At 69.2% G+C, this 20,365-nt stretch carries 18 protein-coding genes and 1 pseudogene; 6 read left to right on the top strand and 13 right to left on the bottom strand.

The window, feature by feature from the left end; genetic code table 11:
- Positions 1 to 178 precede the first annotated feature (178 nt).
- Positions 179 to 1,675, top strand: coding sequence for an MFS transporter (locus ABZ656_RS46090; RefSeq protein WP_360276984.1), 1,497 nt, complete (start codon positions 179 to 181; stop codon positions 1,673 to 1,675).
- Between the two features lie 102 nt (positions 1,676 to 1,777).
- Positions 1,778 to 2,275: a hypothetical protein gene (locus ABZ656_RS46085; protein ID WP_360276981.1), complete on the top strand. Its 498-nt coding sequence runs from the start codon at positions 1,778 to 1,780 to the stop codon at positions 2,273 to 2,275.
- A 226-nt stretch (positions 2,276 to 2,501) separates the two neighbouring features.
- On the opposite strand, the gene ABZ656_RS46080 is transcribed toward ABZ656_RS46085, so the two are convergent.
- Both ABZ656_RS46080 and ABZ656_RS46075 read right to left on the bottom strand, forming a co-directional pair.
- Positions 2,502 to 3,032 (bottom strand): levansucrase, encoded by a 531-nt coding sequence (locus ABZ656_RS46080; RefSeq protein WP_101404946.1) that lies wholly within the window; start codon positions 3,030 to 3,032, stop codon positions 2,502 to 2,504.
- A gap of 16 nt (positions 3,033 to 3,048) precedes the next feature.
- Positions 3,049 to 3,594: a DUF2269 family protein gene (locus ABZ656_RS46075; RefSeq protein WP_101404947.1), complete on the bottom strand. Its 546-nt coding sequence runs from the start codon at positions 3,592 to 3,594 to the stop codon at positions 3,049 to 3,051.
- A 246-nt stretch (positions 3,595 to 3,840) separates the two neighbouring features.
- On the opposite strand from ABZ656_RS46075, the gene ABZ656_RS46070 reads away from it, so the two are divergent.
- Positions 3,841 to 4,881, top strand: coding sequence for a helix-turn-helix domain-containing protein (locus ABZ656_RS46070; protein WP_360276977.1), 1,041 nt, complete (start codon positions 3,841 to 3,843; stop codon positions 4,879 to 4,881).
- On the opposite strand, the gene ABZ656_RS46065 is transcribed toward ABZ656_RS46070, so the two are convergent.
- Positions 4,779 to 5,297, bottom strand: coding sequence for a MarR family transcriptional regulator (locus tag ABZ656_RS46065; protein WP_360276974.1), 519 nt, complete (start codon positions 5,295 to 5,297; stop codon positions 4,779 to 4,781). The genes ABZ656_RS46070 and ABZ656_RS46065 overlap by 103 nt on opposite strands.
- Before the next feature lie 95 nt (positions 5,298 to 5,392).
- Here ABZ656_RS46065 and ABZ656_RS46060 point away from each other — a divergent pair, with 95 nt between their 5' ends.
- Positions 5,393 to 5,776, top strand: a complete 384-nt coding sequence (locus ABZ656_RS46060) for a tautomerase family protein (RefSeq protein ID WP_101404950.1) — start codon at positions 5,393 to 5,395, stop codon at positions 5,774 to 5,776.
- Positions 5,777 to 5,894: 118 nt separating this feature from the next.
- Here the strand turns inward: ABZ656_RS46060 and ABZ656_RS46055 are convergent, their stop codons facing one another.
- Both ABZ656_RS46055 and ABZ656_RS46050 read right to left on the bottom strand, forming a co-directional pair.
- On the bottom strand, positions 5,895 to 6,197 hold the full coding sequence (locus ABZ656_RS46055) for a hypothetical protein (protein WP_075029125.1): 303 nt from the start codon (positions 6,195 to 6,197) through the stop codon (positions 5,895 to 5,897).
- Between the two features lie 128 nt (positions 6,198 to 6,325).
- On the bottom strand, positions 6,326 to 6,880 hold the full coding sequence (locus tag ABZ656_RS46050) for a MarR family winged helix-turn-helix transcriptional regulator (RefSeq protein WP_360276970.1): 555 nt from the start codon (positions 6,878 to 6,880) through the stop codon (positions 6,326 to 6,328).
- A gap of 142 nt (positions 6,881 to 7,022) precedes the next feature.
- On the opposite strand from ABZ656_RS46050, the gene ABZ656_RS46045 reads away from it, so the two are divergent.
- Positions 7,023 to 8,411 carry an MFS transporter gene (locus ABZ656_RS46045; RefSeq protein WP_360276967.1) on the top strand — a complete coding sequence of 463 codons (1,389 nt, stop codon included), beginning with the start codon at positions 7,023 to 7,025 and terminating at the stop codon, positions 8,409 to 8,411.
- 626 nt (positions 8,412 to 9,037) lie between these two features.
- On the opposite strand, the gene ABZ656_RS46040 is transcribed toward ABZ656_RS46045, so the two are convergent.
- From ABZ656_RS46040 to ABZ656_RS46030, 3 genes are all read right to left on the bottom strand, one after another.
- Positions 9,038 to 9,961 carry a hypothetical protein gene (locus ABZ656_RS46040; protein ID WP_101404954.1) on the bottom strand — a complete coding sequence of 308 codons (924 nt, stop codon included), beginning with the start codon at positions 9,959 to 9,961 and terminating at the stop codon, positions 9,038 to 9,040.
- Complete coding sequence (locus tag ABZ656_RS46035) at positions 9,958 to 10,563, bottom strand: RNA polymerase sigma factor (protein WP_360276964.1); 606 nt, start codon at positions 10,561 to 10,563, stop codon at positions 9,958 to 9,960. The genes ABZ656_RS46040 and ABZ656_RS46035 overlap by 4 nt, the downstream gene beginning before the upstream one ends.
- Positions 10,564 to 11,398: 835 nt before the next feature.
- A complete protein-coding gene (locus ABZ656_RS46030; RefSeq protein ID WP_360276961.1) occupies positions 11,399 to 12,754 on the bottom strand; it encodes a DUF222 domain-containing protein in 1,356 nt (451 codons plus the stop codon).
- A 444-nt stretch (positions 12,755 to 13,198) separates the two neighbouring features.
- Here ABZ656_RS46030 and ABZ656_RS46025 point away from each other — a divergent pair, with 444 nt between their 5' ends.
- A complete protein-coding gene (locus ABZ656_RS46025) occupies positions 13,199 to 14,437 on the top strand; it encodes an IS256 family transposase (protein ID WP_360276958.1) in 1,239 nt (412 codons plus the stop codon).
- Positions 14,438 to 14,839: 402 nt separating this feature from the next.
- Here the strand turns inward: ABZ656_RS46025 and ABZ656_RS46020 are convergent, their stop codons facing one another.
- From ABZ656_RS46020 to ABZ656_RS46000, 5 genes and pseudogenes are all read right to left on the bottom strand, one after another.
- Positions 14,840 to 16,120 carry a hypothetical protein gene (locus tag ABZ656_RS46020; RefSeq protein ID WP_360276955.1) on the bottom strand — a complete coding sequence of 427 codons (1,281 nt, stop codon included), beginning with the start codon at positions 16,118 to 16,120 and terminating at the stop codon, positions 14,840 to 14,842.
- Positions 16,117 to 16,305: a hypothetical protein gene (locus ABZ656_RS46015; protein ID WP_360276952.1), complete on the bottom strand. Its 189-nt coding sequence runs from the start codon at positions 16,303 to 16,305 to the stop codon at positions 16,117 to 16,119. Before ABZ656_RS46015 ends, ABZ656_RS46020 begins: the two co-directional genes overlap by 4 nt.
- Positions 16,306 to 16,379: 74 nt before the next feature.
- A complete protein-coding gene (locus tag ABZ656_RS46010) occupies positions 16,380 to 19,040 on the bottom strand; it encodes an SUMF1/EgtB/PvdO family nonheme iron enzyme (protein WP_360276949.1) in 2,661 nt (886 codons plus the stop codon).
- Positions 19,037 to 19,798 (bottom strand): class I SAM-dependent methyltransferase, encoded by a 762-nt coding sequence (locus ABZ656_RS46005; RefSeq protein ID WP_360276946.1) that lies wholly within the window; start codon positions 19,796 to 19,798, stop codon positions 19,037 to 19,039. The genes ABZ656_RS46010 and ABZ656_RS46005 overlap by 4 nt, the downstream gene beginning before the upstream one ends.
- A gap of 418 nt (positions 19,799 to 20,216) precedes the next feature.
- Positions 20,217 to 20,365, bottom strand: a pseudogene (locus ABZ656_RS46000) (IS30 family transposase); the annotation flags it as partial.

Below are 20,365 nucleotides of genomic sequence, written 5' to 3'. Positions count from 1 at the left end.
CCCTCGTACTGGACGTACTCGGGTCTGTGCCTGGTGCGGTGAGAGTGCGTGCATGGCGTCGCAGGGCAGACGGGAATTTGACGACAGGGCCTAGGGAGGGCGTGACCGCACTCGGGCGGGCGTAGGCCGTGCTCCGGAGGGAACCCGGGCAGGCGTCGCTCGACGAGGAGGGAGCCTCATGTCCACCGTCGAGGAAAAGGGCCGGGGGGAAGGCCGGGATCAAGGCGGGGGCCGGGTCACCACCGCCGTTCCCGCTCGTCTCGACCGCCTCCCCTGGTCACGCTGGCACTGGACCGTGGTGATCGGCCTCGGCACGGTGTGGATCCTCGACGGACTGGAAGTCACGGTCGTCGGCAACATCGCCGGACGCCTCTCCGAGCCCGGCAGCGGCCTGCCGATCACCTCCGCGCAGATCACCGGCACCGCGGCCGCCCTCTATGTCGCCGGCGCGTGCGTCGGGGCGCTGTTCTTCGGCCGTCTCACCGACCGCTTCGGCCGCAGGAAACTGTTCATGGTCACCCTGGTGGTGTATCTGGGGGCCACGGCCCTGACCGCCGTCTCCTTCGAGCCCTGGTGGTTCTTCACCTTCCGCTTCCTCACGGGCTTCGGCATCGGCGGCGAGTACGCGGCCATCAACTCCGCGATCGACGAGCTGATCCCCTCCCGGTACCGCGGCCGGGTCGACCTGATCATCAACGGAAGCTTCTGGCTGGGCGCGATCGGCGGCTCCCTGCTGTCGATCGTCGCGCTGGACACCGACCTCTTCCCGGCGAACATCGGCTGGCGGCTGACCTTCGCCCTCGGCGTGGTCCTCGGCCTGGTCATCCTCCTCGTACGCCGCAATGTCCCGGAGAGCCCACGGTGGCTGCTGATCCACGGCAGACAGGAGGAGGCCGAGCAACTGGTGGCCTCGGTGGAGGACCGGGTCCGCGCCGACCTCGGCGGCCGCGAACTGCCGCCTCCCGCCGGGGAGATCACCATCCATCAGCGCAAGAGCATCGGCTTCCTCACCATCGCCCGCACGGTCTTCGCGACCTACCGCAAACACGCCGCGCTCGGCCTCTCCCTCTTCATCGGCCAGGCGTTCCTCTACAACGCGATCACCTTCGGCTTCGGCGCGATCCTGACGAAGTTCTACGACGTCCCGGCGGGCGCCACCGGCTACTACTTCGCCGTGATCGCGTTCGGCAACTTCCTCGGCCCGCTGCTGCTCGGCAAGCTCTTCGACACGGTCGGCCGCCGCCCGATGATCTCGTCGACGTACCTGCTCTCCGGGCTGCTGCTGTTCGGCACGGCCTGGCTCTTCGGCCGGGGCTCGCTGAGCGCGGTGACCCTGACGGCCTGCTGGTGCGTGGCGCTCTTCTTCGCCTCGGCGGGCGCGTCGAGCGCCTATCTCACCGTCTCCGAGATCTTCCCGATGGAGACCCGCGCGATGGCCATCGCCTTCTTCTACGCCATCGGCACGGCGGCCGGCGGCATCAGCGGACCGCTGGTCTTCGCGAACCTCACCCGGTCCGGCGTGGTCGGCGACACCGTGCTGGCCTTCCAGATCGGCGCGGGCCTGATGTGCGCGGCGGGCCTGGTCGCCGCGTTCCTGGCGGTGAAGGCCGAACGACGCTCGCTGGAGGACATCGCGACCCCGCTGTCGGCGGCGGCACCGGCCGACTCCGCCTGACGACGGCACCCGCCGACTCCGCCTGAGTACAGGGACCTGAGTAAGGGAACCTGAGTACGCGTACTCTGTCGGCCCGGCGCCCGGGCGGGAACCCTCGTACGCATGACCGAGAAGCTGTTAGGCCCTCTGCGAACGCGCCCCTGGCCGGAACGCTGGCTGACGCGCGTGCTCGGCGCCGCCCTCTCCGGCGCGGCGTACCTCCTCTGCCTCCCCTGGGACCTGCGCAACCGCCCCGGGGCGACCGGGGCGGTCACCGAGACGACCTCGATGACCGTCCTCGGCGCCGTCCTCCTCGGCGTGGCCCTGCTGCTCCTGGCCGCCTACCTCGGCCGCCGGGACGCGCTGGCCTGGCCGTTGCTGCTGGTGGCGGGACCACCGGCAGCACTCATGTACATCTCCTTCCACTCCCACCCGGAGCCCCCGGACGCGGCGGTCTGGCCGCTCACCTGGGCGTTCTTCACGCTGGTGGTCGCGGCGGGGGTGCTGATCGCGACGGCGGTGGCGAGGCGGTACCGGGCGGCGGACTGGGCGAGTTCCTCGGGCGCCGGGGGCTCCGGGGACTCGTCGGACGAGGCGCTCAGCCTCGCCCGGTGGTGGTGAACGCCCGGCGGGGGAGGACTCACGGACCGTATAAGTGACGATTCACGGGCCATGGAAGCGGTGATTCACGGTCCGTGGGAGCGGTGATTCACGGTCCGTGGGAGCGGTGATTCACGGTCCGTGGGAGCGGTGATTCATGGTCCGTGGGAGCAGCAATTCACGGTCCGTGGAAGCGGTGATTCACGGGCCATGGAAGCAGCGATTCACGGACCGTGGAAGCGGCGGTTCACGGACCGTAGAAGTACCGCGAGCCCTTTTCGATGAAGTACGCGGCGTAGATGCGCCCGAGGGCCGGCTTGCCGCGGTACATGCCCACGTACGGGCGGGAGCTGTCGACCACGACGGGCCGTGTCATACAGGCGAACCGGACGCGCTGGCGCTCCTCGGCCCACCGTACGGCGGCCGGGTCGACACGGTCGCTGACCAGGACGGGGAAGGTGCCGACCCCGTTCTGCAGGCCGACGGGCAGGCCGCCCTTGGTGTCCTTGGCGTACTTCGTCACCTGTTCGGTGAAGCCCTCGACGACGGGCACGGTGATCTCCGGAACCGCCGCGGCCACGGTGAACAGATACAGCTTCGTCGCCATCCAGCGCAGTCGGAAGTCCGACCGTCGCCCCACGAGCACGGGCACCCCGGCCCAGTCCTCCCAGCGGGTGGCGCACCCGTCGGCCGTCAGCCGGCCTTCCACGGTGGCGAGGTAGGCCGCCGGGGTCGAGGGCGTCGACGGATCGTGTGGTCCGTGCGTCTGTCCGTGCATGAGCCGGATCCTAGGGCTAGGCGCCCGTGGTGGACCCCGGTCGGACGATCATCAGGATCGTGACGGTGGCCCAGAGGAGGTTGAAGAGCCCGGTGAACATGGCGAGCCGGGCGGTGACCCGCCGGCCGACACGGCTCGCTCCGGGGTTCGCCGTACCTTCCCCGCCTTCCCCCACGCCTTCCCCGCCTTCCCTCACGCCTTCCCCGCCTTCCCTCACGCCTTCCTCCATGCCCTCTATGAGCGCGGTCTGCCGGGGCAGGACCAGCGCGGCGAGGACGACGGCGGCCAGGGCCGTCAGCGCGATCGAGACGATCAGCCAGGTGTCGCCGAGCACGCCCATGTTCTTGGCCGTGGCGAACCCGAACACGGGCACGGCGACGCCGACCGTCGCGTACACACGGCAGATGCGGTGCAGCACCCGCACGGTGGAGAGGGCCTGGGCGTCTTTGGGCCCGGCGAGCGCCTTGCGCGCACTGGGCGGGAACATGCTGGCGGCGACGGTGACGGGCCCGACGGCGACGATCGCGGCGAGGACGTGTACGGCAAGAAGGAACTTGTTCACGGGCTCTGACGCTAGGGGCGCGCGCGATCTTGCAGAAGCGGCACTTCTGCCAGGGCCCAACGGATTCTCGCCAGCCGCCGTGCCGCCGGGAGTGGGCGACCGGGACACAACCGTACGAGGCGCACCGAACGAGGCCGTACGAAACTGCAGGCGTCCTACGAAGCTGTAGACGTCCTGCGAGGCTACGAGGCTACGAGGCTACGGGCCCCCCTTGGCCACAATCGGCCGTATGCCTACGCTCTGGCCATGCACACTGTGGCCGTACTGGCGCTCGACCAGGTCATCCCGTTCGACCTCTCCGCCCCGATCGACACCTTCGGCTGGGCCCGGCTGCCGGACGGCCGGGAGCCCTACCGGATCCGGGTCTGCTCGCCCGCGGCGGACGAGGAGGTGAGCGCGGGCCCGTTCACCATCCGCGCCCCCTACGGCCTGGAGGCGCTGGCCGAGGCCGACACGATCATCCTGCCCGGCGTCGCGAACCCGGCCGCCCCGCTCCCGCCCGGCGTGACGGAGGCACTGCGCGCGGCGGCCGCGAACGGCACCCGGATCGCCTCGATCTGCGTGGGCGCCTTCGTCTTCGCCGCCACCGGCCTGCTGGACGGGCTGCGCGCCACCACGCACTGGGTCGCGGCGCAGAACCTGGCGGCCAGGTACCCCGCCGTGACCGTCGACCCGAACGTCCTCTACGTCGACAACGGTCAGTTCCTCACCTCGGCGGGCGCGGCCGCCGCCCTCGACATGTGCCTGCACATGATCCGCAAGGACCACGGTTCGGCCGTCGCCGCGCACGCGGCCCGGATGTCGGTCATGCCGCTCGAACGGGAGGGCGGCCAGGCCCAGTTCATCATCCACGACCAGCCCCCGGTACCGGCCGGCACCACGATGGAGCCCCTCCTCGCCTGGCTGGAGGAGAACGCGGAGCGTGAGCTGACTCTGGAGGACATCGCCGCGCACGCCGGCATGAGCACCCGTACGCTCAACCGCCGCTTCCGCGACCAGACCGGCACCACACCGCTCCAGTGGCTGCACCGCGCCCGGGTCCGCCGCGCCCAGTACCTCCTGGAGACGACCACGTACCCGGTCGAACGCGTCGCGGCCCAGGCGGGGTTCGGTTCACCGACGGCGTTCCGGGAGCGGTTCAAGCGCGTGGTGGGGACGAGCCCGTACGCGTACCGCCGGGCATTTCAGGGAACGGGGCCATCGGTCACGCTCTCGGCAGCGGCAGCGGCAGCGGCAGCGGCAGCGGCAGCGGCATCGGAGTCCGTGTCCGCCGCCGCGGCCTCATAGGCGCGCAAGGTGTCGATGACCAGCTGCCGCTGATCGGGGGTCAGCGGTTCCAGCGCCTGACGCCAGGCGGTGGCTCCGCGCGCCAGCCACGCGGAGATGGAGGGCCGTCGGGCGTCGGTGATGCTGACGATGCGTCGCCGCCGGTCGGCCGGGTCTTCCCGCCGCTCCAGGATTCCCTTCCCGCTCAGCTCGCCGACCATGAGGCTGACGGTGGTCGGCGCGACTTCGAGGCGGGCGGCCAGGTCGTTCACCGTCAGGGGCCCGTCGAAGAGCAGGTACGACAGCAGCGACAGGTGCCGCGGAGCGAGCGCCAGCGACTGGAGCTCCTCGGGCACCGGGATGCGTTTGGCCCGCCCGACCATGCGAGGCATGAGCAGCAGCAGCGCCCTGACGGCGTCGTCGACGCTCGTTGACATCGTCCATCCCTGTAATTAGCTTTGAGAGCAAAGATGCTTTGCCCTTAAAGGGAACCTGGCGTCATGGTACCGATCCACGCGAACGGAGATCCCTCATGCCACACCTCACCGTGCAGATCCGCGAGGAGACGCTCGACGGAGACGTCGAACCGAAACTCGTCCGGGCCCTGACCAACGCGGTGGCCGCCGTGGTCGGGGAGTGGGCGCGTACGGTCGCGGTCGTGGAACTGTTCGGCGTCCCTGAGCACCGCTGGGGAACCGCGGGCATACCCGGCAAGGCGCCCGCACCGCTCGTCACGCTCACCCTGCGCGAAGCGGGCCTGACTCACCCTCAGATACCCGACGCGTCCGCCCGCCTGATCAGGTCCCTGACAGAAGCGGTGACCACGGTCCTCGGCGAGTCCGTACGGGAGCACGTGTCCGTGTTGATCGTGGGTGTCCCGGCCGGACGGTCGGGGGTGGGCGGGGAAGCCGCCTGACCCGGTGCCGACACATTCGGCCCAGGAAGGGACCGCCGCCGGGCTCAGGGCTCGGCGCGAGGGGCGGGCCCGGCGGCGACCGTCGTACGTACTCAGGCCCTTACCGTCGCGTACTGACTCAAGCCCGCCGGTCGGCCACGGCCCACGAGGCGAGGGCCACGGCACCGGCGACGCCGAACACGGAGGGCCAGGCGCCCACCTTCTTGGCCAGCGGGTGGGACCCGGCGAAGGCGGCGACGTAGGCGACGGTCAGCGCCCCGGCGGCCTTCCCGCCGGCCTGCCGCCGCCACTGCTGCGCGGCCGTGGCCCCGGCGGCGGCCAGCACCACCCCGCCGAGTTGCCGCTTCTTGGTCCACCGGGCCACGCCGTACCCGCCGATGAGCCCACCCGCGGCCACCGCCGCGGCCGGTACCTTCGCCATCGCTGCCTCCCGCTCCTGCCTGCGTCTGTCGAACAAACCGAGGCTAACTCGCGCAGACGATCGGTCGGCGACCACCCTCCCCCGGGAGACGCGACCCCTGTTGGTCCTGTCGGGCGGATGCCGTGCCGCTAGGCGGATTCGGGGCGCTCGGCGACGAGCATGATGCGCCGGAGCATGTCGGACAAGGCCTTGCGCTCAGCGGCGTCGAGGGCCCCCAGCAGGCGGGACTCCTCATCGCCGAGTACGTCCATCGCGCCGAGCCAGGCCGCCCGCCCGGCATCGGTGAGCTGGACGTCGACGCGGCGACGGTCGGCGGCGGAGTGGACGCGGCGGATGTAGTCGCGCCGTTCGAGGGCGTCGAGCCGCCCGGTGACCGAGGCGGGGGCCAGGTCGAGGTCGGCGGCGAGTTCGGAGGGGGCGGCGTGACCGCCACGCCCGGCGAGCGAGTGCAGGGTGTCGAACTCATGCCGCTGGAGGCCGAAGTCGACCAAGGACCTTTCGCGGACCCGGCGAAGGTGGCTGGAGAGCAGCTTCATACGAGTGACCGAGCCCTCGACGTCCGGGTCGAGGTCAGGCAGAACGGGCAGCCAGCGGTCGACATGCCCATCGGTCCAGTCACGCCCATCGGTCCAGTCATGCCCACCGGTCCAGTCATGCCCACCGGTCCTGTCGTGGTCCTCCATGGCCTGATCCTATGGCGCCCGTGGCTCATGAGCGGTCGCCGGGCGGCTCGTGCGGGCAGCCGCCGCCCGTCGCTCCCGCGAAGCCATCGCCGAGCGAAGTATTTCGTTGACGAAAGATTAGGTACCGAAATACATTCCCGCTGTGAATCCTCTCGGGCTTCCCGCCTTTCGTCTGTTCTTCGCCGGGCGCTGCGTGTCCCTGCTGGGCGACGCCGTCACCCCGGCAGCCCTCGCCATCGCCGTCGCCACGACCACCGGGTCCGCGTCCGCGCTGGCGCTCGTCCTGGGCTGTGCGATGGTGCCGCGGCTTCTGCTGCTGCCGATCGGCGGAGTGATCGCCGACCGTTTCGACGCCCGGCTGGTCGCGCTCACCACGGACCTGGTGCGGTGCGCGGCCCAGCTCTTCGTGGGGCTCCAACTGATCTGCGGAGACCCGGCGTTGGCCCACATCGCGGCCGCCGAGGCGGTCGGCGGAACGGCATCGGCGTTCGCCATGCCGACGCAGGCGCCGCTCGTCACAGGGACGGTGAGCGCGGGCCCCGGCCGACAACAGGCCAACGCCCTGCTGGGCACGGCGTCCAGTACGGCGCGGCTGGCCGCCCCCGCGATCGCCGCCCTGATGTTCGCGACCGCGGGCGCGGGCTGGGCTTTCGTGCTGGACGCGGTGTCGTTCCTGGTCAGCGCGGGGACGCTGGCCGCGATCCGGATCGAGCGGGTACCCGTCGAACACCGCTCGCTGCGCGTCGACCTGACCGAGGGCTGGGCCGAGGTACGCAGCCGGGACTGGTACTGGACCAGTCTGCTGGCGCACGGCGTATGGAATGGGGCGGCGGCGGTGCTGGCCACCCTCGGCCCGATCGTCGCACTGCACGAACTTGGCGGGGAAGGGGTCTGGCTGGCCGTCCTTCAGGCGGGTGCGATCGGACTGCTCGCCGGTTCGCTACTGGCCGGTCGGGCCCGCCTGCGACGCCCGGTCCTGACCGGGAACCTGGGCCTGGCCAGCTACGCCCTGCCGCTGACCGTGCTGGCGATACCCGGCCCGGTACCGCTGCTCGTGATCTCGTACGGACTGGCACTCGCCGCACTCGGTCTCCTCAACCCTGTGTGGGAAACGGTCGTCCAGGAACGCATCCCGGCCCACGCCCTGGCCCGCGTCACCTCGTACGACTGGCTGGTCTCCATGGCCGCCATGCCGATCGGCTACGTGCTAGCACCGCTGGCCGCAAACGCCTGGGGTACCGCAGTGCCGCTCACCGCCGCGGCCGTCCTGGTCGCAACGGCCTGCCTGGCCACGGCGGCGGTACCGGGGGTACGACGACTGACCACACAGGACACCTCACCCGACACGTCCGGCCCATCTGGTCCATCTGGTCCATCCAGCCCATCCAGCCCATCCAGCCCATCCAGCCCATCCAGCCCATCCAGCCCATCCAGCCCATCCAGCCCATCCGGCCCATCCGGCCTATCCGGTCAGGAGGCCACGCGGGAGCCGAGCACCCTGCCCGACTGCTCAGCCACAGCAGGGGATTGACGGGACCAGGGCGCTCGTGGCCGAAGAACTCCGATGCCGCGGCTCGGGACTTGAAGGGTGTTGGCCGACTGTCCAGCCAGGTGGCGATCTAAGAAGAGAGGAGGCCTGGGTGAGAAACCTGGAACAACGAGAGGACGGCTGACACCCCCGAGCCGAGCGTGACACGACGATCGCCGCGGTTACGGAACTGGCCACCGACTCCTACTGCTCCCAGTGGGACCAGATCCGCGTCCCCATCCTCGTCGCCCGCGGCGTCGACGGCACGATGCCGGAACGGGAACCGACAGACCCGGACGTTCCCCCGACAACCACCCTCCAGCGAACCCCTGTTCTCCCGCTCTTGGTGGCTGAGGTCGTACCTGGCCGTGATGGGATTGATCATCAGGTCCTCGACGTGGCAGTCCCAGCCGCCGCTCCCCTCGGGCTTGTGTGGTGGCGCGCCCGTCATCGGCTTTCACCGTACGGCGCCCCAGGGCCATACGGCGCCCCAGGGCCATACGGCGCCCCAGGGCCATACGGCGCCCCAGGGCCATACGGCGCCCCAGGGCCATACGGCGCTCCGCGGCTGTATGGCCCTCGGGCCGTCTGGGGCCCCGGAGCGCCGATTCAGGCATGAGGCGAAAACGTCAGCCGATCTTGTCGGCGGGGCCGACGGACACGTAGGTGATGCGTGTGGTGTTGCCGCGGTCCCTGCCCTTGGTGCCGACGCTGCTGGTCTCCAGCAGGGCGCTGGTCTTGGGGTCGATCACCATGTGGTCAGTGCTGGCGACACCGTTGAAGACCAGTTCCGTGCCGGTGCGGCCGGCACTGTCCTTCACTGTGCCGACGAGTTTGACCCCGTGGAGGCGGGCGAGGGCCCGATACAACCCGGCGCGCAGCTTGGGTCCAGCGGGGGTGTCGCCGAGGAGGGCGCCGGCCTGGAGGAAGGCGGACTGGCCTGCGTACTCCTTGGAGCTGTTCATCAGTGCGAGCAGCTGTGTCGGGTCGGTGGACAGCCGGTCCAGGTCGCTCCAGCTGTGCAGCTCCTTGGATCCGAGGCGCCAGCCGAAGGTGCCCGGCTTCGTGTGCGTCTGGCCGCCCGCGACGACGTAGACGGCGTCCATGGAGCGAGCGTAGTAGTAGTCGGTCGCGGGGGCCGGCTTCGCTCCCGTTTGGCTGACCTTCGTCCGCACCTTCCAGTACCGCGCACTGGCGGCCGGCCTGGCGTAGGCCACGTCCGCGGTGTGGTCCAGGAAGGTGGCGACGGAGACGGCCTGCGCCTGGTGCGCAGGGTGGCCGTCGGCCTGGCGGTCATCCGTGGCGCTGTACGCGACCACTCCCGCTGCGACGGCGGCCGCCGCCACCACTGTCGCCAGGATCCGTCGGCCGTGGGCGAAGGGGCGCCGCCCGAGGGGAACCACGACGGAACGTTGCGCGGTCTCCTGGCGGGCGGTGGCATGGACCGCGGCCAGCGCCTGGGCGACGGCCTGCGGAGTCGGGGGTTCGACGCGGCCCGCGGCCTGGAGCGCCTCAGCGCCGGGGAAATCGAGGAGGTCCTCTCGCTGGGTCATGCGGATTCCTTCCGGTCCGTGCGTACGGGGGTAGCGGGCGCCAAGGTCAGGTGGCGGATGGGGGCGAGGTGTGCGCGCAGTCGGCCGCGTGCACGGTGCAGGCGGGAGCGAGCCGTGCCGGCGGGGATCCCGACCACAGCGGCGGCCTCCGTCGGCGTCAGCTCCTCCCAGGACACCAGCAGCAACAGCTCCCGCTCCTCAGCGGGCAGTTCGCCCAGTGCCTGGCGCAGTTCAGGTGCCAGGGCGGCGGCGTCCAGCCGCTGGTCCACCGCCGGCCATGGGTCGACCTCGACGGGGTCGGCTGAGGCAGTCGGCCGCCCGGCCCGCCGGATGTGCCCGGCCAGGACGTTGCGGGCCACCCCGAACAACCATCCTCGAGCCGATCCGCGTGCGGCGTCGAAGGTGCGGCGCGCCGCGAAGGCCTGCAGCCATGCCTCGGCCAGCAGGTCGTCGGCAGCACCGGGCGCGCGACGGGCGAAGTAACCGTGCAGAGCGGGCGAGAACTGCTCCACCAGCGGTGTGAACGCGGCCGGGTCGCCCACAGCGCACGTCAGCAGGGCGTCCCTCTCATCGCTGCCCCGGGGCTTGTGATCCGATTCCACGGAGTCTCCGTCTCCGACCGCCCGACGGCGGTCTCAACCCGTACTTGTCGCGTGGCGCGCGGAGCGTTCGCGCCGACAGCCCAGGCCTGCCTCGACAAAGTGTCCGCGGCTTCCCGCGTGCACCCGACCCGTTTTGTCGATACTGGCCATCTGTGGACATGCACCCGCTGACCGAGCCTTGGCAGACCGGGGTTTCGGCACTGAACAAAGCCAGACACCCCATGTCCTCACCACTTCGGACCACACGAACCTCGTCCACCGGGACCACCGCCACTCGACCGCGGCCACCCTCGCCAACCCCGGCGCGCAACACCACCCCCGCACTCCCCCCATAGGCCAATCCCTGGGAGGCCTCACCATCGCCGCCCACCCGGACCCGATCCACGCCCAGATCCTGATCGAGGCCGGCCCGGCGGGCGCGAACCCCCGGCCTCCCCTCCCGCATCGCCACCTGGCCGACACCCTTCGAGTCCCCGGCCGCGGCGGAGGAGTTCTTCGGCCACGAGGCCTGGGCGAGGAACCTGGAACAACGCGAGGACGGCCGGCATCCCCGAGTCGACCGCGACACGATGATCGCCGCAGTCACAGAACTGGCCACCCACTCCTACTGGCCAGAGTGGGACCAAACCCACTGCCCCACCCTCGTCATCCGCGGCGCCAACGGCACGATGCCGGAACGCGAACCGACAGAAATGGAGTCCCGCCGCCCCCACTCGACAACAGTCCAGGCAATCCCCGACGCGGCTCACGACGTACACCTGGACGAACTGACCCGCGTGCACGCCGCAGTGTCCGCTTTCCTGCAAGGCGCCGAAGAATCCGTGACGCGTCCCCCTCACTCCCGATAGACGGGCGGCGCATTCCTGTACGTATGCCCCGTGGGACTCGTCCAACTGGCAACCCCGGTATGCGGATCCCGCGTCACCCTCCACCCCGGATGATGGGTCTTCAACCGATGATGCCGCCGACACAACGGCTGAAGATTGTCGGGAACGGTCAACCCACCCGCCCCGGGACTTTCATGATCGAACGGCTCGACGTGATCGACATCGCAGCGATGCGCAGGCATCCGACAACTGGGAAAGGCGCAGTACTGGTCGCGGGCGATGACCTGCCGCTCGGCATCGGCCGTGGGCCGGTAGGTGGTCGGATCGACCTTCACGAGCAACCCACTGCCAGGATCGGTAAGGAGCCTCCGCCAGATCGTCCCCGGAGCAAAGGCGATCTCACGGGCCTGCCCCGCGGTGATCGGCCCGTACCCCTTCAGCTCGGCAGGCCCGTCCTCGGCCCCCACCAGAACATCAAGGGGCACAGTGACCTGCACAACGGCAGCAGCGCGCCCGCGCGCCGGACTGCCGCAATCTCCGGCTACACCATTCCGGTTGACCACAAGGTCGTACAACGCGTCGGCACGCTTCTGCGCCAGAGTCCGCCCGTCATTGTCGAACGTGGCCGCATGTGCATCGACGGCCTGTCCCATCTCCGCAGCCTGCTCAGCAGGCAGGACGGCGCCGAAGAGAGCCATCCCGTCCTCTCGCGGATAAAGGACAGTCTCCCGATCCGCCTTGCGCCGCCGATGCCGCTCCTCAGCTCCATCCGGATCGGCCTTATGAATCTGCCGACGCAATAGGGCCCGCGTCTGCCCGACAGCCAACTCCGGCATCTTCGCGAGCACGACGGCCTCAACCTGCCCAGCCGTCTCGGGCTCGAGAACCGCACACGATTCCGTGACGGCCTCAGCCTGCAGATAGGAGATCTCGCCGCGCTTCAGCAGCTCCAGAGTCGCCGGATACCGAGCGCACAGCTGCTGCGCCACGTCGAGCCGCCGCGAAGCGGTGCCGCCGGCCAGCCGCAAGGCACAAGCCACTTCATCGCTCGCGGCGTCCCACTCCCGCAGCAGCCGAGCATCGAACGCCTCACCGGCTGCGGCAGCATCGGCTCCAGAATCCGCGTAGCCCCCAATAGCCGCCAACACCTCGACCTGCATCCCCTGAAACCACGCAAGATGCCGCTCGAACACAGCCAGGGCATCAATCCGCCCCCGCGCCGAAAGCCGCTCACCGGCCAACTCGACCAGCAGCCCCAGGGTCTCCACCGAAGGCGCGCACGAGCGCAATTCAGCGACCCATTCATCTGCCACCGCAGACGAGACATCGACTTCGGACTCCACCGCAACAGCCACCGCGCTCACCCCCGTCCCTCATGAGAGCGCCGAACCTCACCCACCCACCGACGATCCGACCCCTCCATTATCGCTCACGGAGAGTGATATCCCCAGCTCATTGCCGCATTTCATCCATCAGAATGATCCACCCCGGAACCGGGAACTCCGCCTGTCGCCGGTCAGTCGCCAGCCCAGGCAGCACACCATCCCAGTCGGCGTCACGCCGAGATGACGAGTACTCCGGTCCACCCGAACCACCCCACACGCGCTCGCACCCCACCCACCATCCGGAAGCCGCCAAACCAACCCGGCGTGCGCGGAAGGCCATATAGGCGGGTTGCGTCCATGGAGATGGTGTACGGGTTCGACCTGATCCGGGGGTTTGCTCCGGCGTCGGGATGAGGCCCGCATAGACGAACGGCCACCGGCTGATCTTTCAAGACGATCAAGTCTTTGAAGGAGATCAGCACGATGACCGCACCTGACAGTGTGCCTTTGCATGCCCTCGCCGAGGACAACCTCGCCGCGGCGAGTCCCGATCTGCTGCGCGCGATGGTGAAGACGTTCGCCGACGCGCTCATGTCCGCGGAGGCCGACGCCCTGTGCGGAGCCGAATACGGGCAGGTCAGCGACGAGCGGGTCAACCACCGCAACTGCTACCGCCCGCGCGAGTGGGACACCCGCGCCGGCACCGTCCAACTCGCCATCCCCAAGTTGCGGCAGGGCAGTTACTTCCCGCACTGGCTGCTGGAACGGCGCCGCCGGGCCGAGCAGGCTCTCATCTCGGTGGTCGCCACCGCCTACCTGCTCGGTGTGAGCACGCGCCGGGTCGAGAAGCTCGCCGAGTCCCTCGGCGTCACCCAACTATCGAAGTCCCAGGTCAGTTCGATGGCCCGGCACCTGGACGAACAGGTCGCCGCGTTCCGCAACCGGCCCCTGGACCAAGGCCCTTACGCGTTCGTCTGGGTAGACGCCCTGACCCAGAAGGTCCGCGAGGGCGGCCGCATCATCAACGTCCACGCGTTGATCGCGGTCGGCGTCAACGCCGACGGACACCGTGAGATCCTCGGCATCGACGTCGCCACCTGCGAGGACGGCGCCGGCTGGCTCGCCTTCCTGCGCTCGCTCATCGCCCGCGGCCTGTCCGGCGTCCAGCTGGTCATCTCCGACGCTCACACCGGCCTGGTGAACGCGATCGGCGCGGTCCTTCCGGGCGCTTCGTGGCAGCGATGCCGCACGCATTACGCCCGAAATTTGCTGAGTCAGGTCCCCAAGTCCGCTCAGCCGTGGGTGGCCACGCTGCTGCGCACGGTCTTCGAGCAGCCCGACACCGACGCGGTCCAGGCCCAGATGCGACATGTGCTGGACGCGCTGGAGGCCAAGTTCCCCAAGGCCGCCGCCCACTTGGACACCGCCCAGCACGACCTGCTGGCGTTCACCGCCTTCCCGCGCGAGATCTGGCGGCAGATCTGGTCCAACAATCCGCAAGAACGGCTGAACAAGGAGATCCGCCGCCGCACCGACGTGGTCGGCATCTTCCCCGACCGCACCGCTCTGATCCGCCTGGTCGGCGCGGTGCTGGCCGAGCAGAACGACGAATGGACCGAAGCCCGCCGCTACATGGGCCGCGAACTCCTCGCCAAGACCCGCCTCCACCCGATCGAGTCAGAAAACGACGACACCGTCCTGCCCACCGAACTCACCGCATAGCCTCAAAACGAGATCACCGAGTGGCCGTCGATACACCACTCCAGCGGACGTGACCCCATAGGCGTCCCCCAGGCCACAGACTTCCGGCACCCGGCAACGCGGAGAAACCCCACCCCCGCTTCCCCCGCCGCCCCTTTTCGGGCCGCCCGGCCAAGAGCACTCCGCGGTGGAGGGATGAGGGTCAAGAGTGGAGCGAAGCGAAATCGGCGCAGCCGACGCCCAAAGGGCGCTCTTGATGCTCACTCCAGAACCGCCACCCTCAGGAAAACCGGGCGGCCTTGGGTACGTTGACTCCAAGGCCGCCCTCAGCGTGCCAGGCGAGGCGTTTCCTCCGGCAAGGTCCCGCACACCGACCACAACTGGCACCCGTTTGGGACGTCGTGGTGCCTTACGCCTTACGCCTTACGCCTTGCCCTCACCGCCCCGCAGTGACGACAGGACCAGGCGTCCGTACCGGGTGGTGAGAACTGCTGCGGTAGCGGCGACGGACAGGCCGACGGCGATGAGCAGGTGTGCAACGGAGTGGTCGTCCACAACCTGAAGGACGCCGAGCGCAGTGCCGAGTGGCAGGCCGAGAATCGTCAGGACACCGAGAGCTCCGCTGATCTGCTGGCTCTCCTGCGTCTGCACAAGCCTGCTGTAGTCGGCGGCTTCGGCGAGGATCTCCTGGAATCGGGCAGGCAACCGGTGCTGGTTCTGGAAGGCGAGCAACAGATCGTTCGCCGCACCGTGGGCTGTGAGGTGCTGTCGCCAGTAGGTGCTGCGGAAGACGGCGATGTTCCTCTCCAGGGTGGCGACGCGGCGTGCCAGCCGTGCGGTGGTGAACACCTCGGAGAGTTCGTCGGTGAGTTCATCGATGTGATCGCGCTGGAGGGCGCCGAGGAGCAGGGCGTCGAGATAGACGGTACGGGAGTGCAGTGCGCCGAACTCGAAGAAGTCGCCGGTGCCGGTGTCGGTGCGATGGCCGAGGAAGGCAGCCCCTTGTCTCAGCACGAGGGAGCTCCAGTCCGCAGAGATCCTGAGAACGTCCTTGAGCTGTTCGGTCGCGGTCTCTGGCGGGAGGGGGAAGTCTTGCGGCGTGGAGCGTGACGCAAGTTGCCACAGCCATCGGTCCGCGGTTGCGGGAAGTTCTCCTTCGAGGCCGCTACGCAGGGCGGCAGTGTGCTGTGCCGTCGGGGCCATGAAGGCGATGGAGTACGGCCGGGCGATGGCAAACGGTGCGCTGGGGTTACGCACGTCGGCGATTCCGGCGAGCAGCCCGGCCGGGGCGAACGGCCCGGTGAGTGGTTCGTCGGCGGAGTTCGGCCGCCGTCCGGCCAAGGCCCGCAGTACGGGCAGTAAGGGCCTCTCCACGGTGAAATGCATTACGGCGAGCGCGTGTTCGGGGTTGCGGACGGTCGCCGCCCGCAGGAGTTCCATGCCGAGCAGGTGCAACCCGTCGTGCTTGGTGTCCAGCGGGAGGTACCAGCGGCGGGGCCGCCCGGGCGCCCCGTAGAGGGCGCGTGCGGAGGCCGGGGCGAAGTAGGTGGAGCGAGTCTCGGCGTCAGTGCGGCGGCTGCCCAGCTCGAACGGGAAGGGGCCTTCGGGCCAGCTGGGGGTGCGCAGCAGCCGCACGGGCAGGACGACCGTCAGTTCCTGGCGCGCCCCGGTGACGTCGTCAAGCGGCGGAACGATGCCGGTCACCGGTAATACTCGGCTGGGTCGGGCTGGTCGAGGCGGATGACGAACTCCGCCCGGTCGGGGCTCCCGGCGTCGACGTGGAATCGGACGCGCTCGCCGGTGCGGACGGTACGGAATCCCTCCGTCACGATCTGCCGGTAGTCGAAGCCGTAGTACCGCTCGTCCTCGTCGTCCCGGACGATGTACAACCCAGCGGACCCTCCGAGTCCTCCTCCGCTGGGCCGCCTGTCGACGATGGTCCCGTGACGCGGTCCGCCGCCGGTCATGCTGTGGTCTCCTCTGCTTCGGAGCTGTCGACGATGTCCTGCACGCACCGGAAGCCCACCGCGTTGCTCCCGCCCCGTTTGCGGTAGATGCCCTTGGTGCTGGTCTGCACGGCTCGCATGGGATTGTCGTAGCTGCCGCCGCAGATGACGGCCTCCCCGGGGTCGGTGAGGCTGGTGGAGGTCCATTCCCAGCAGTTGCCCACCATGTCGCGTACGCCGAACGGCGAGCGGTTGCCGGTGCGTGGGCCGTCGGGTGTCACCCCGGCCCGGCGTAGCGCGTCGTCCGCGAAGTCCCGATACCACGCTTGGTACGTCACGACAGGTCGGCCGACCCACGAGTCGGCGCAGTTGATGTGGCGTTCGTCGGGAGTGTCTCCCCAGGGGAACAGCCGGCCGTCCGTGCCGCGTGCGGCAGCCTCCCATTCGAGGGCGGTCGGCAGACGTTTGCCTTCGAACGAGGCGAAGGCGTAGGCACTCCACCAGTTGACGCAGATCGCCGGGTGGGCGTCGTAGCGCGGGTTCTCGTAGTAGTCGGGCCGCCGCAGCCGGTCGGTCCAGGGGTGGTGTGTGACGTGGGCGGGCTGGTCGGGGTGGTCCCATCGTGAGGTGCCGTCCGCGTCGAGGGCGTCGAGGAAGCGGCGGTAGCGTGCGACGGTCACGGCATGGCGGTCGAATCGTACGGGGCGCGGAAGCCGGCGCATCAGCAGCCGTTCGGCCGGGCCGACCAGGTACGTTCCTGCGGGTAGCAGGCAATCGTCCGTCTCTGGACTGCCGGGCGTCCCGGCAAGGAACGCACGCACTTGCTCGGTGAGGAAGGCGCCGCCAGGAATGTCTGCTGCCGTGTCGCGGTGGATGGCCTCGGCGAGGTGCCGGGCGGCCAGCAGTTCCTGGTACGCCGTGTGCACGAAGGCGACGTGGTCCGGCCCGGCGGGGCGCAACAGCGGGGCGAGGACGCACGCGTCGAGACCAAGGCTTCCGTCCGTGAAGGCGTCGGCCCCCAGCAGCCGGTGCAGGTCGAGGAACGAAAAGACCGTCCGGTCTGTGAGGAAAGCCTGTCCGAACGCGGTGGGTAACCGCTGCTCCAGATCGGGCCGCCCACGCTCAGCCAGTGCCCGCGTGATGTGCGCGCCGAGGACGTCCGCGAGCGTCTGCCCCGACGGCAGCGCGAGTTCGGCGGTGAGACGCCTCTCCAGGGGGGTGGCGCCGGGCTCGGCCAAGCGCACCACATGGAAGTGCGGAACGCGCGACGGGTCGACGCCGTTCGCGTACATCTGCTCGACCAGTTGCTCGGAGCGCCCCGCGCCGCTGTCCAGCAGCTGACGCACCTGCGGCGAGTCGGCGAGGAAGGACACGCGGGAACTCATGACCACCGCCGACTCGGCGGACAGGACGGAAGCGAGGTCGGTGAAGAGCCGCAGGAACCCGGCGGGGCTGGCTTCCTCGACCCCCTCGTCGACGGCGTCGAGAACGCACAGCGCGGTCCCGGAACGGATCAGGTAGAGAAAGAGGTCGTAGGCGCGAGAGCGGTCCGATGCCATGGCGGGTGCCAGCAGGCGCGCCGCGTACTCGGAGAACGGTTCATCCTTGGGTTTCAGACCCAGATCGAAGTAGAAGCGGAAGCGGCGGATGCCAGGACTGAGGGCGAGTGAGCGCAGAAGAGTGCTCTTCCCGCTTCCCGGACGACCGGTGACCAGGACGTTCGCACTGCCGCACGCCAGGCGCGTCAGCAGCTCGGCCGCGTCTTCGGACTGCACCACCTTTGACTCGCCGGTGTGCGGGTCGGTGGTCATGACTGCCGCGGCCACGGGGGTGCGTGGTTCGGCCGGAGCGAAGGAGGCGAGACCGGCGAGGTGCGCTTCGAGATTGACGATGGTGTCGACGAATCCGTCGTAACGCACGATCCTGAAATCCACGCCCAGCATCTGATGGAGCGGCCCCGTCGCCGCGTCGCCGCCGCCGACATCGTCCAGGATGACGAACCGGGTGAGCTTGGGCAGCCGGGTACGCAGCAGCTCACCTTCGCTGGAGGCAAGCACGGTACCCAGGTCGTCCGCGTCCTTGGAGAGCATCAGCTCCACGTACTCCAGGCGCATCCCCGACTCACGGCAGAACAGCAGGTACACGGTGTCGGTGCTGAGGACGAACCGCTTGGCCTGGCGATAGCCGAGGGTGACGTACAGCCCGGCCAGGAACTCGCACCTGCGTGCCACCTCAGGCGCCATGTCCGGCTCACCGCCGAGGAGCGCCGCGCTTCCAGTGTCGGTGAACCAGACCAGCACGTCGACCAGTCTGCGGACCGCCAGTAGCCCGTCCTCGTCGCTGATGTCGTATCCGTCGTGCGTGGACCGGTTGCGGAGCCGCCGGATGTCTTCGAGCGCGTCCACGACCGTGCTGCTCCGGATGTGCGGACGACAGCGCTTGACGAGGTCGTTCAGGGCTTTCGTCGAGGGGTCGCCCTCGATGCCGTGGTGGCGCCACAGCTCTTTGAGCAGCTTTTCGGTCAGTTTCCCGATCAGGGCGACCGCGTTCTCGGGGTAACCGTCGTTGAGGGACCGCAGCGGACGTTCGAGATCGAGCCCTAGTCGATCGGCGATCCGCGAGTGATCGTCGAGTTCACTCCGCAGACGTCGTAGGCGTTCGTCGACCACGGTGTTCACGAGGTCTCCCCTCGTTGCTGCCCGAGGATGAACGCGAACCGGTCGGGAAATGCCAGAAGGGGCTCCGGATGAGAGACTCGCATCTCCTCGATGCCCTTCTCGATCTCGCTGTCGCTGAACGTGGAAAGCAGTGACATGTAGCGAGCCCGGACCATGCCCAGGTACTTGTCCCGGTCGATGCGCAGCTCGTGCTCGACGTGGGTGAGCGAGGCTTCCAGTCCGGCAGCGCGCAGATGTCCCTTGATGGCGGCCGGGTCCGGCTGCAGCTCCTCGAAGCGGGCGAGGGCCGCTTCGAAGAGTGGGTACTGGATGGTGGCCGGAAGCATCACCACCAGCATCCGGCCTCCGGGCGCCAGCTGGTCGGCGAGGCCTCGAAGCGTATGCGCAGGGTCGGCCACATGGTGCACAGACTCCTTCAGCCACATCGCGTCGAGCTGCTCGTACGGCAGGTGCGCGCGCCCTTCGGCGATGTCCTCCGCGGAAGCGACGACCGGCGTCAGATCGGGCGGAGGCGGGGTGCCGAGCCGGCGGAGCATCGCCTCGGACGGGTCGACGCACAGAAGGGGACGGCGTGGCTGGAGCTGCCTGGCCACTTCCCGGGCGAACAGCCCTGTGCCCGAGCCGATGTCGGCGATCCGGTCGGTGGGACCGAGCCGCAACGCCTCCGCGATTTGGCCGGACATCCAGGGAACGTAGTCGGGGTCGTAGACCCAGTGCTCGTCGTACTCGGCTGCCAGCCCCTCGTAGTGCCCTCGCATGTCACGCCGCTCCACGATCCCCCTTGTGTCTTGCCCATGTCCCCGGTTGCGCCGTGCCGGACCTCGGCAGGCTATCGCGAGTGTCGATACGTCAACAGTGCGTAATCAGACGGGGTTGGGTGTTGCCTGGCTGCTCCTACGCGCGCGGGTGAATGCATGGGTGCGGGATGGACGTGTACACCCCTTGTGGGGAATTTTTCGGGGTGTCCTGTCTGGTGGCTGGCGGACTTCTAGACGATCGGTCCCAAGGGATCAGTGATCGTTGGCGGTCAGCGAGCGTGGGACTTCTTGTCCGGTTGCGAGGCCCTAGACATGCTGACCTACCGCCCGGACTCGAAGTCGACCGTCATTCCGGACATGTTTTACGACCTCCACTTGGATCAGCTGAACCAACTGCACGCAGTAACGTCCGGCGGAGTCAACCGGTTGATGCAACAGCTGCCGCGAGTCTATCAGCGGGAGTTTCGAACCCGAGGGTCTGCCGGGGGCGGGTATTCAGCTTGAGGGCGACGGCATCCAACTCGGCCTGGGTATATCCGGACAGGTCGGTTCCCTTGGGAAAGTATT

The organism is Streptomyces sp. NPDC007095 (assembly GCF_040634475.1).
GTDB lineage: Bacteria > Actinomycetota > Actinomycetes > Streptomycetales > Streptomycetaceae > Streptomyces.
This window is presented reverse-complemented; position numbering and strand designations above follow the sequence as displayed.

Excerpts from the sequence above, each read along its gene's own strand:
- ABZ656_RS46065 (WP_360276974.1), bottom strand. The coding sequence starts at position 5,297 with ATGTCAACGAGCGTCGACGACGCCGTCAGGGCGCTGCTGCTGCTCATG.
- ABZ656_RS46040 (WP_101404954.1), bottom strand. The coding sequence starts at position 9,961 with ATGACCCAGCGAGAGGACCTCCTCGATTTCCCCGGCGCTGAGGCGCTC.
- ABZ656_RS46090 (WP_360276984.1), top strand. The coding sequence starts at position 179 with ATGTCCACCGTCGAGGAAAAGGGCCGGGGGGAAGGCCGGGATCAAGGC.
- ABZ656_RS46085 (WP_360276981.1), top strand. The coding sequence starts at position 1,778 with ATGACCGAGAAGCTGTTAGGCCCTCTGCGAACGCGCCCCTGGCCGGAA.
- ABZ656_RS46060 (WP_101404950.1), top strand. The coding sequence starts at position 5,393 with ATGCCACACCTCACCGTGCAGATCCGCGAGGAGACGCTCGACGGAGAC.
- ABZ656_RS46025 (WP_360276958.1), top strand. The coding sequence starts at position 13,199 with ATGACCGCACCTGACAGTGTGCCTTTGCATGCCCTCGCCGAGGACAAC.
- ABZ656_RS46080 (WP_101404946.1), bottom strand. The coding sequence starts at position 3,032 with ATGCACGGACAGACGCACGGACCACACGATCCGTCGACGCCCTCGACC.
- ABZ656_RS46055 (WP_075029125.1), bottom strand. The coding sequence starts at position 6,197 with ATGGCGAAGGTACCGGCCGCGGCGGTGGCCGCGGGTGGGCTCATCGGC.
- ABZ656_RS46050 (WP_360276970.1), bottom strand. The coding sequence starts at position 6,880 with ATGGAGGACCACGACAGGACCGGTGGGCATGACTGGACCGGTGGGCAT.
- ABZ656_RS46070 (WP_360276977.1), top strand. The coding sequence starts at position 3,841 with ATGCACACTGTGGCCGTACTGGCGCTCGACCAGGTCATCCCGTTCGAC.
- ABZ656_RS46005 (WP_360276946.1), bottom strand. The coding sequence starts at position 19,798 with ATGCGAGGGCACTACGAGGGGCTGGCAGCCGAGTACGACGAGCACTGG.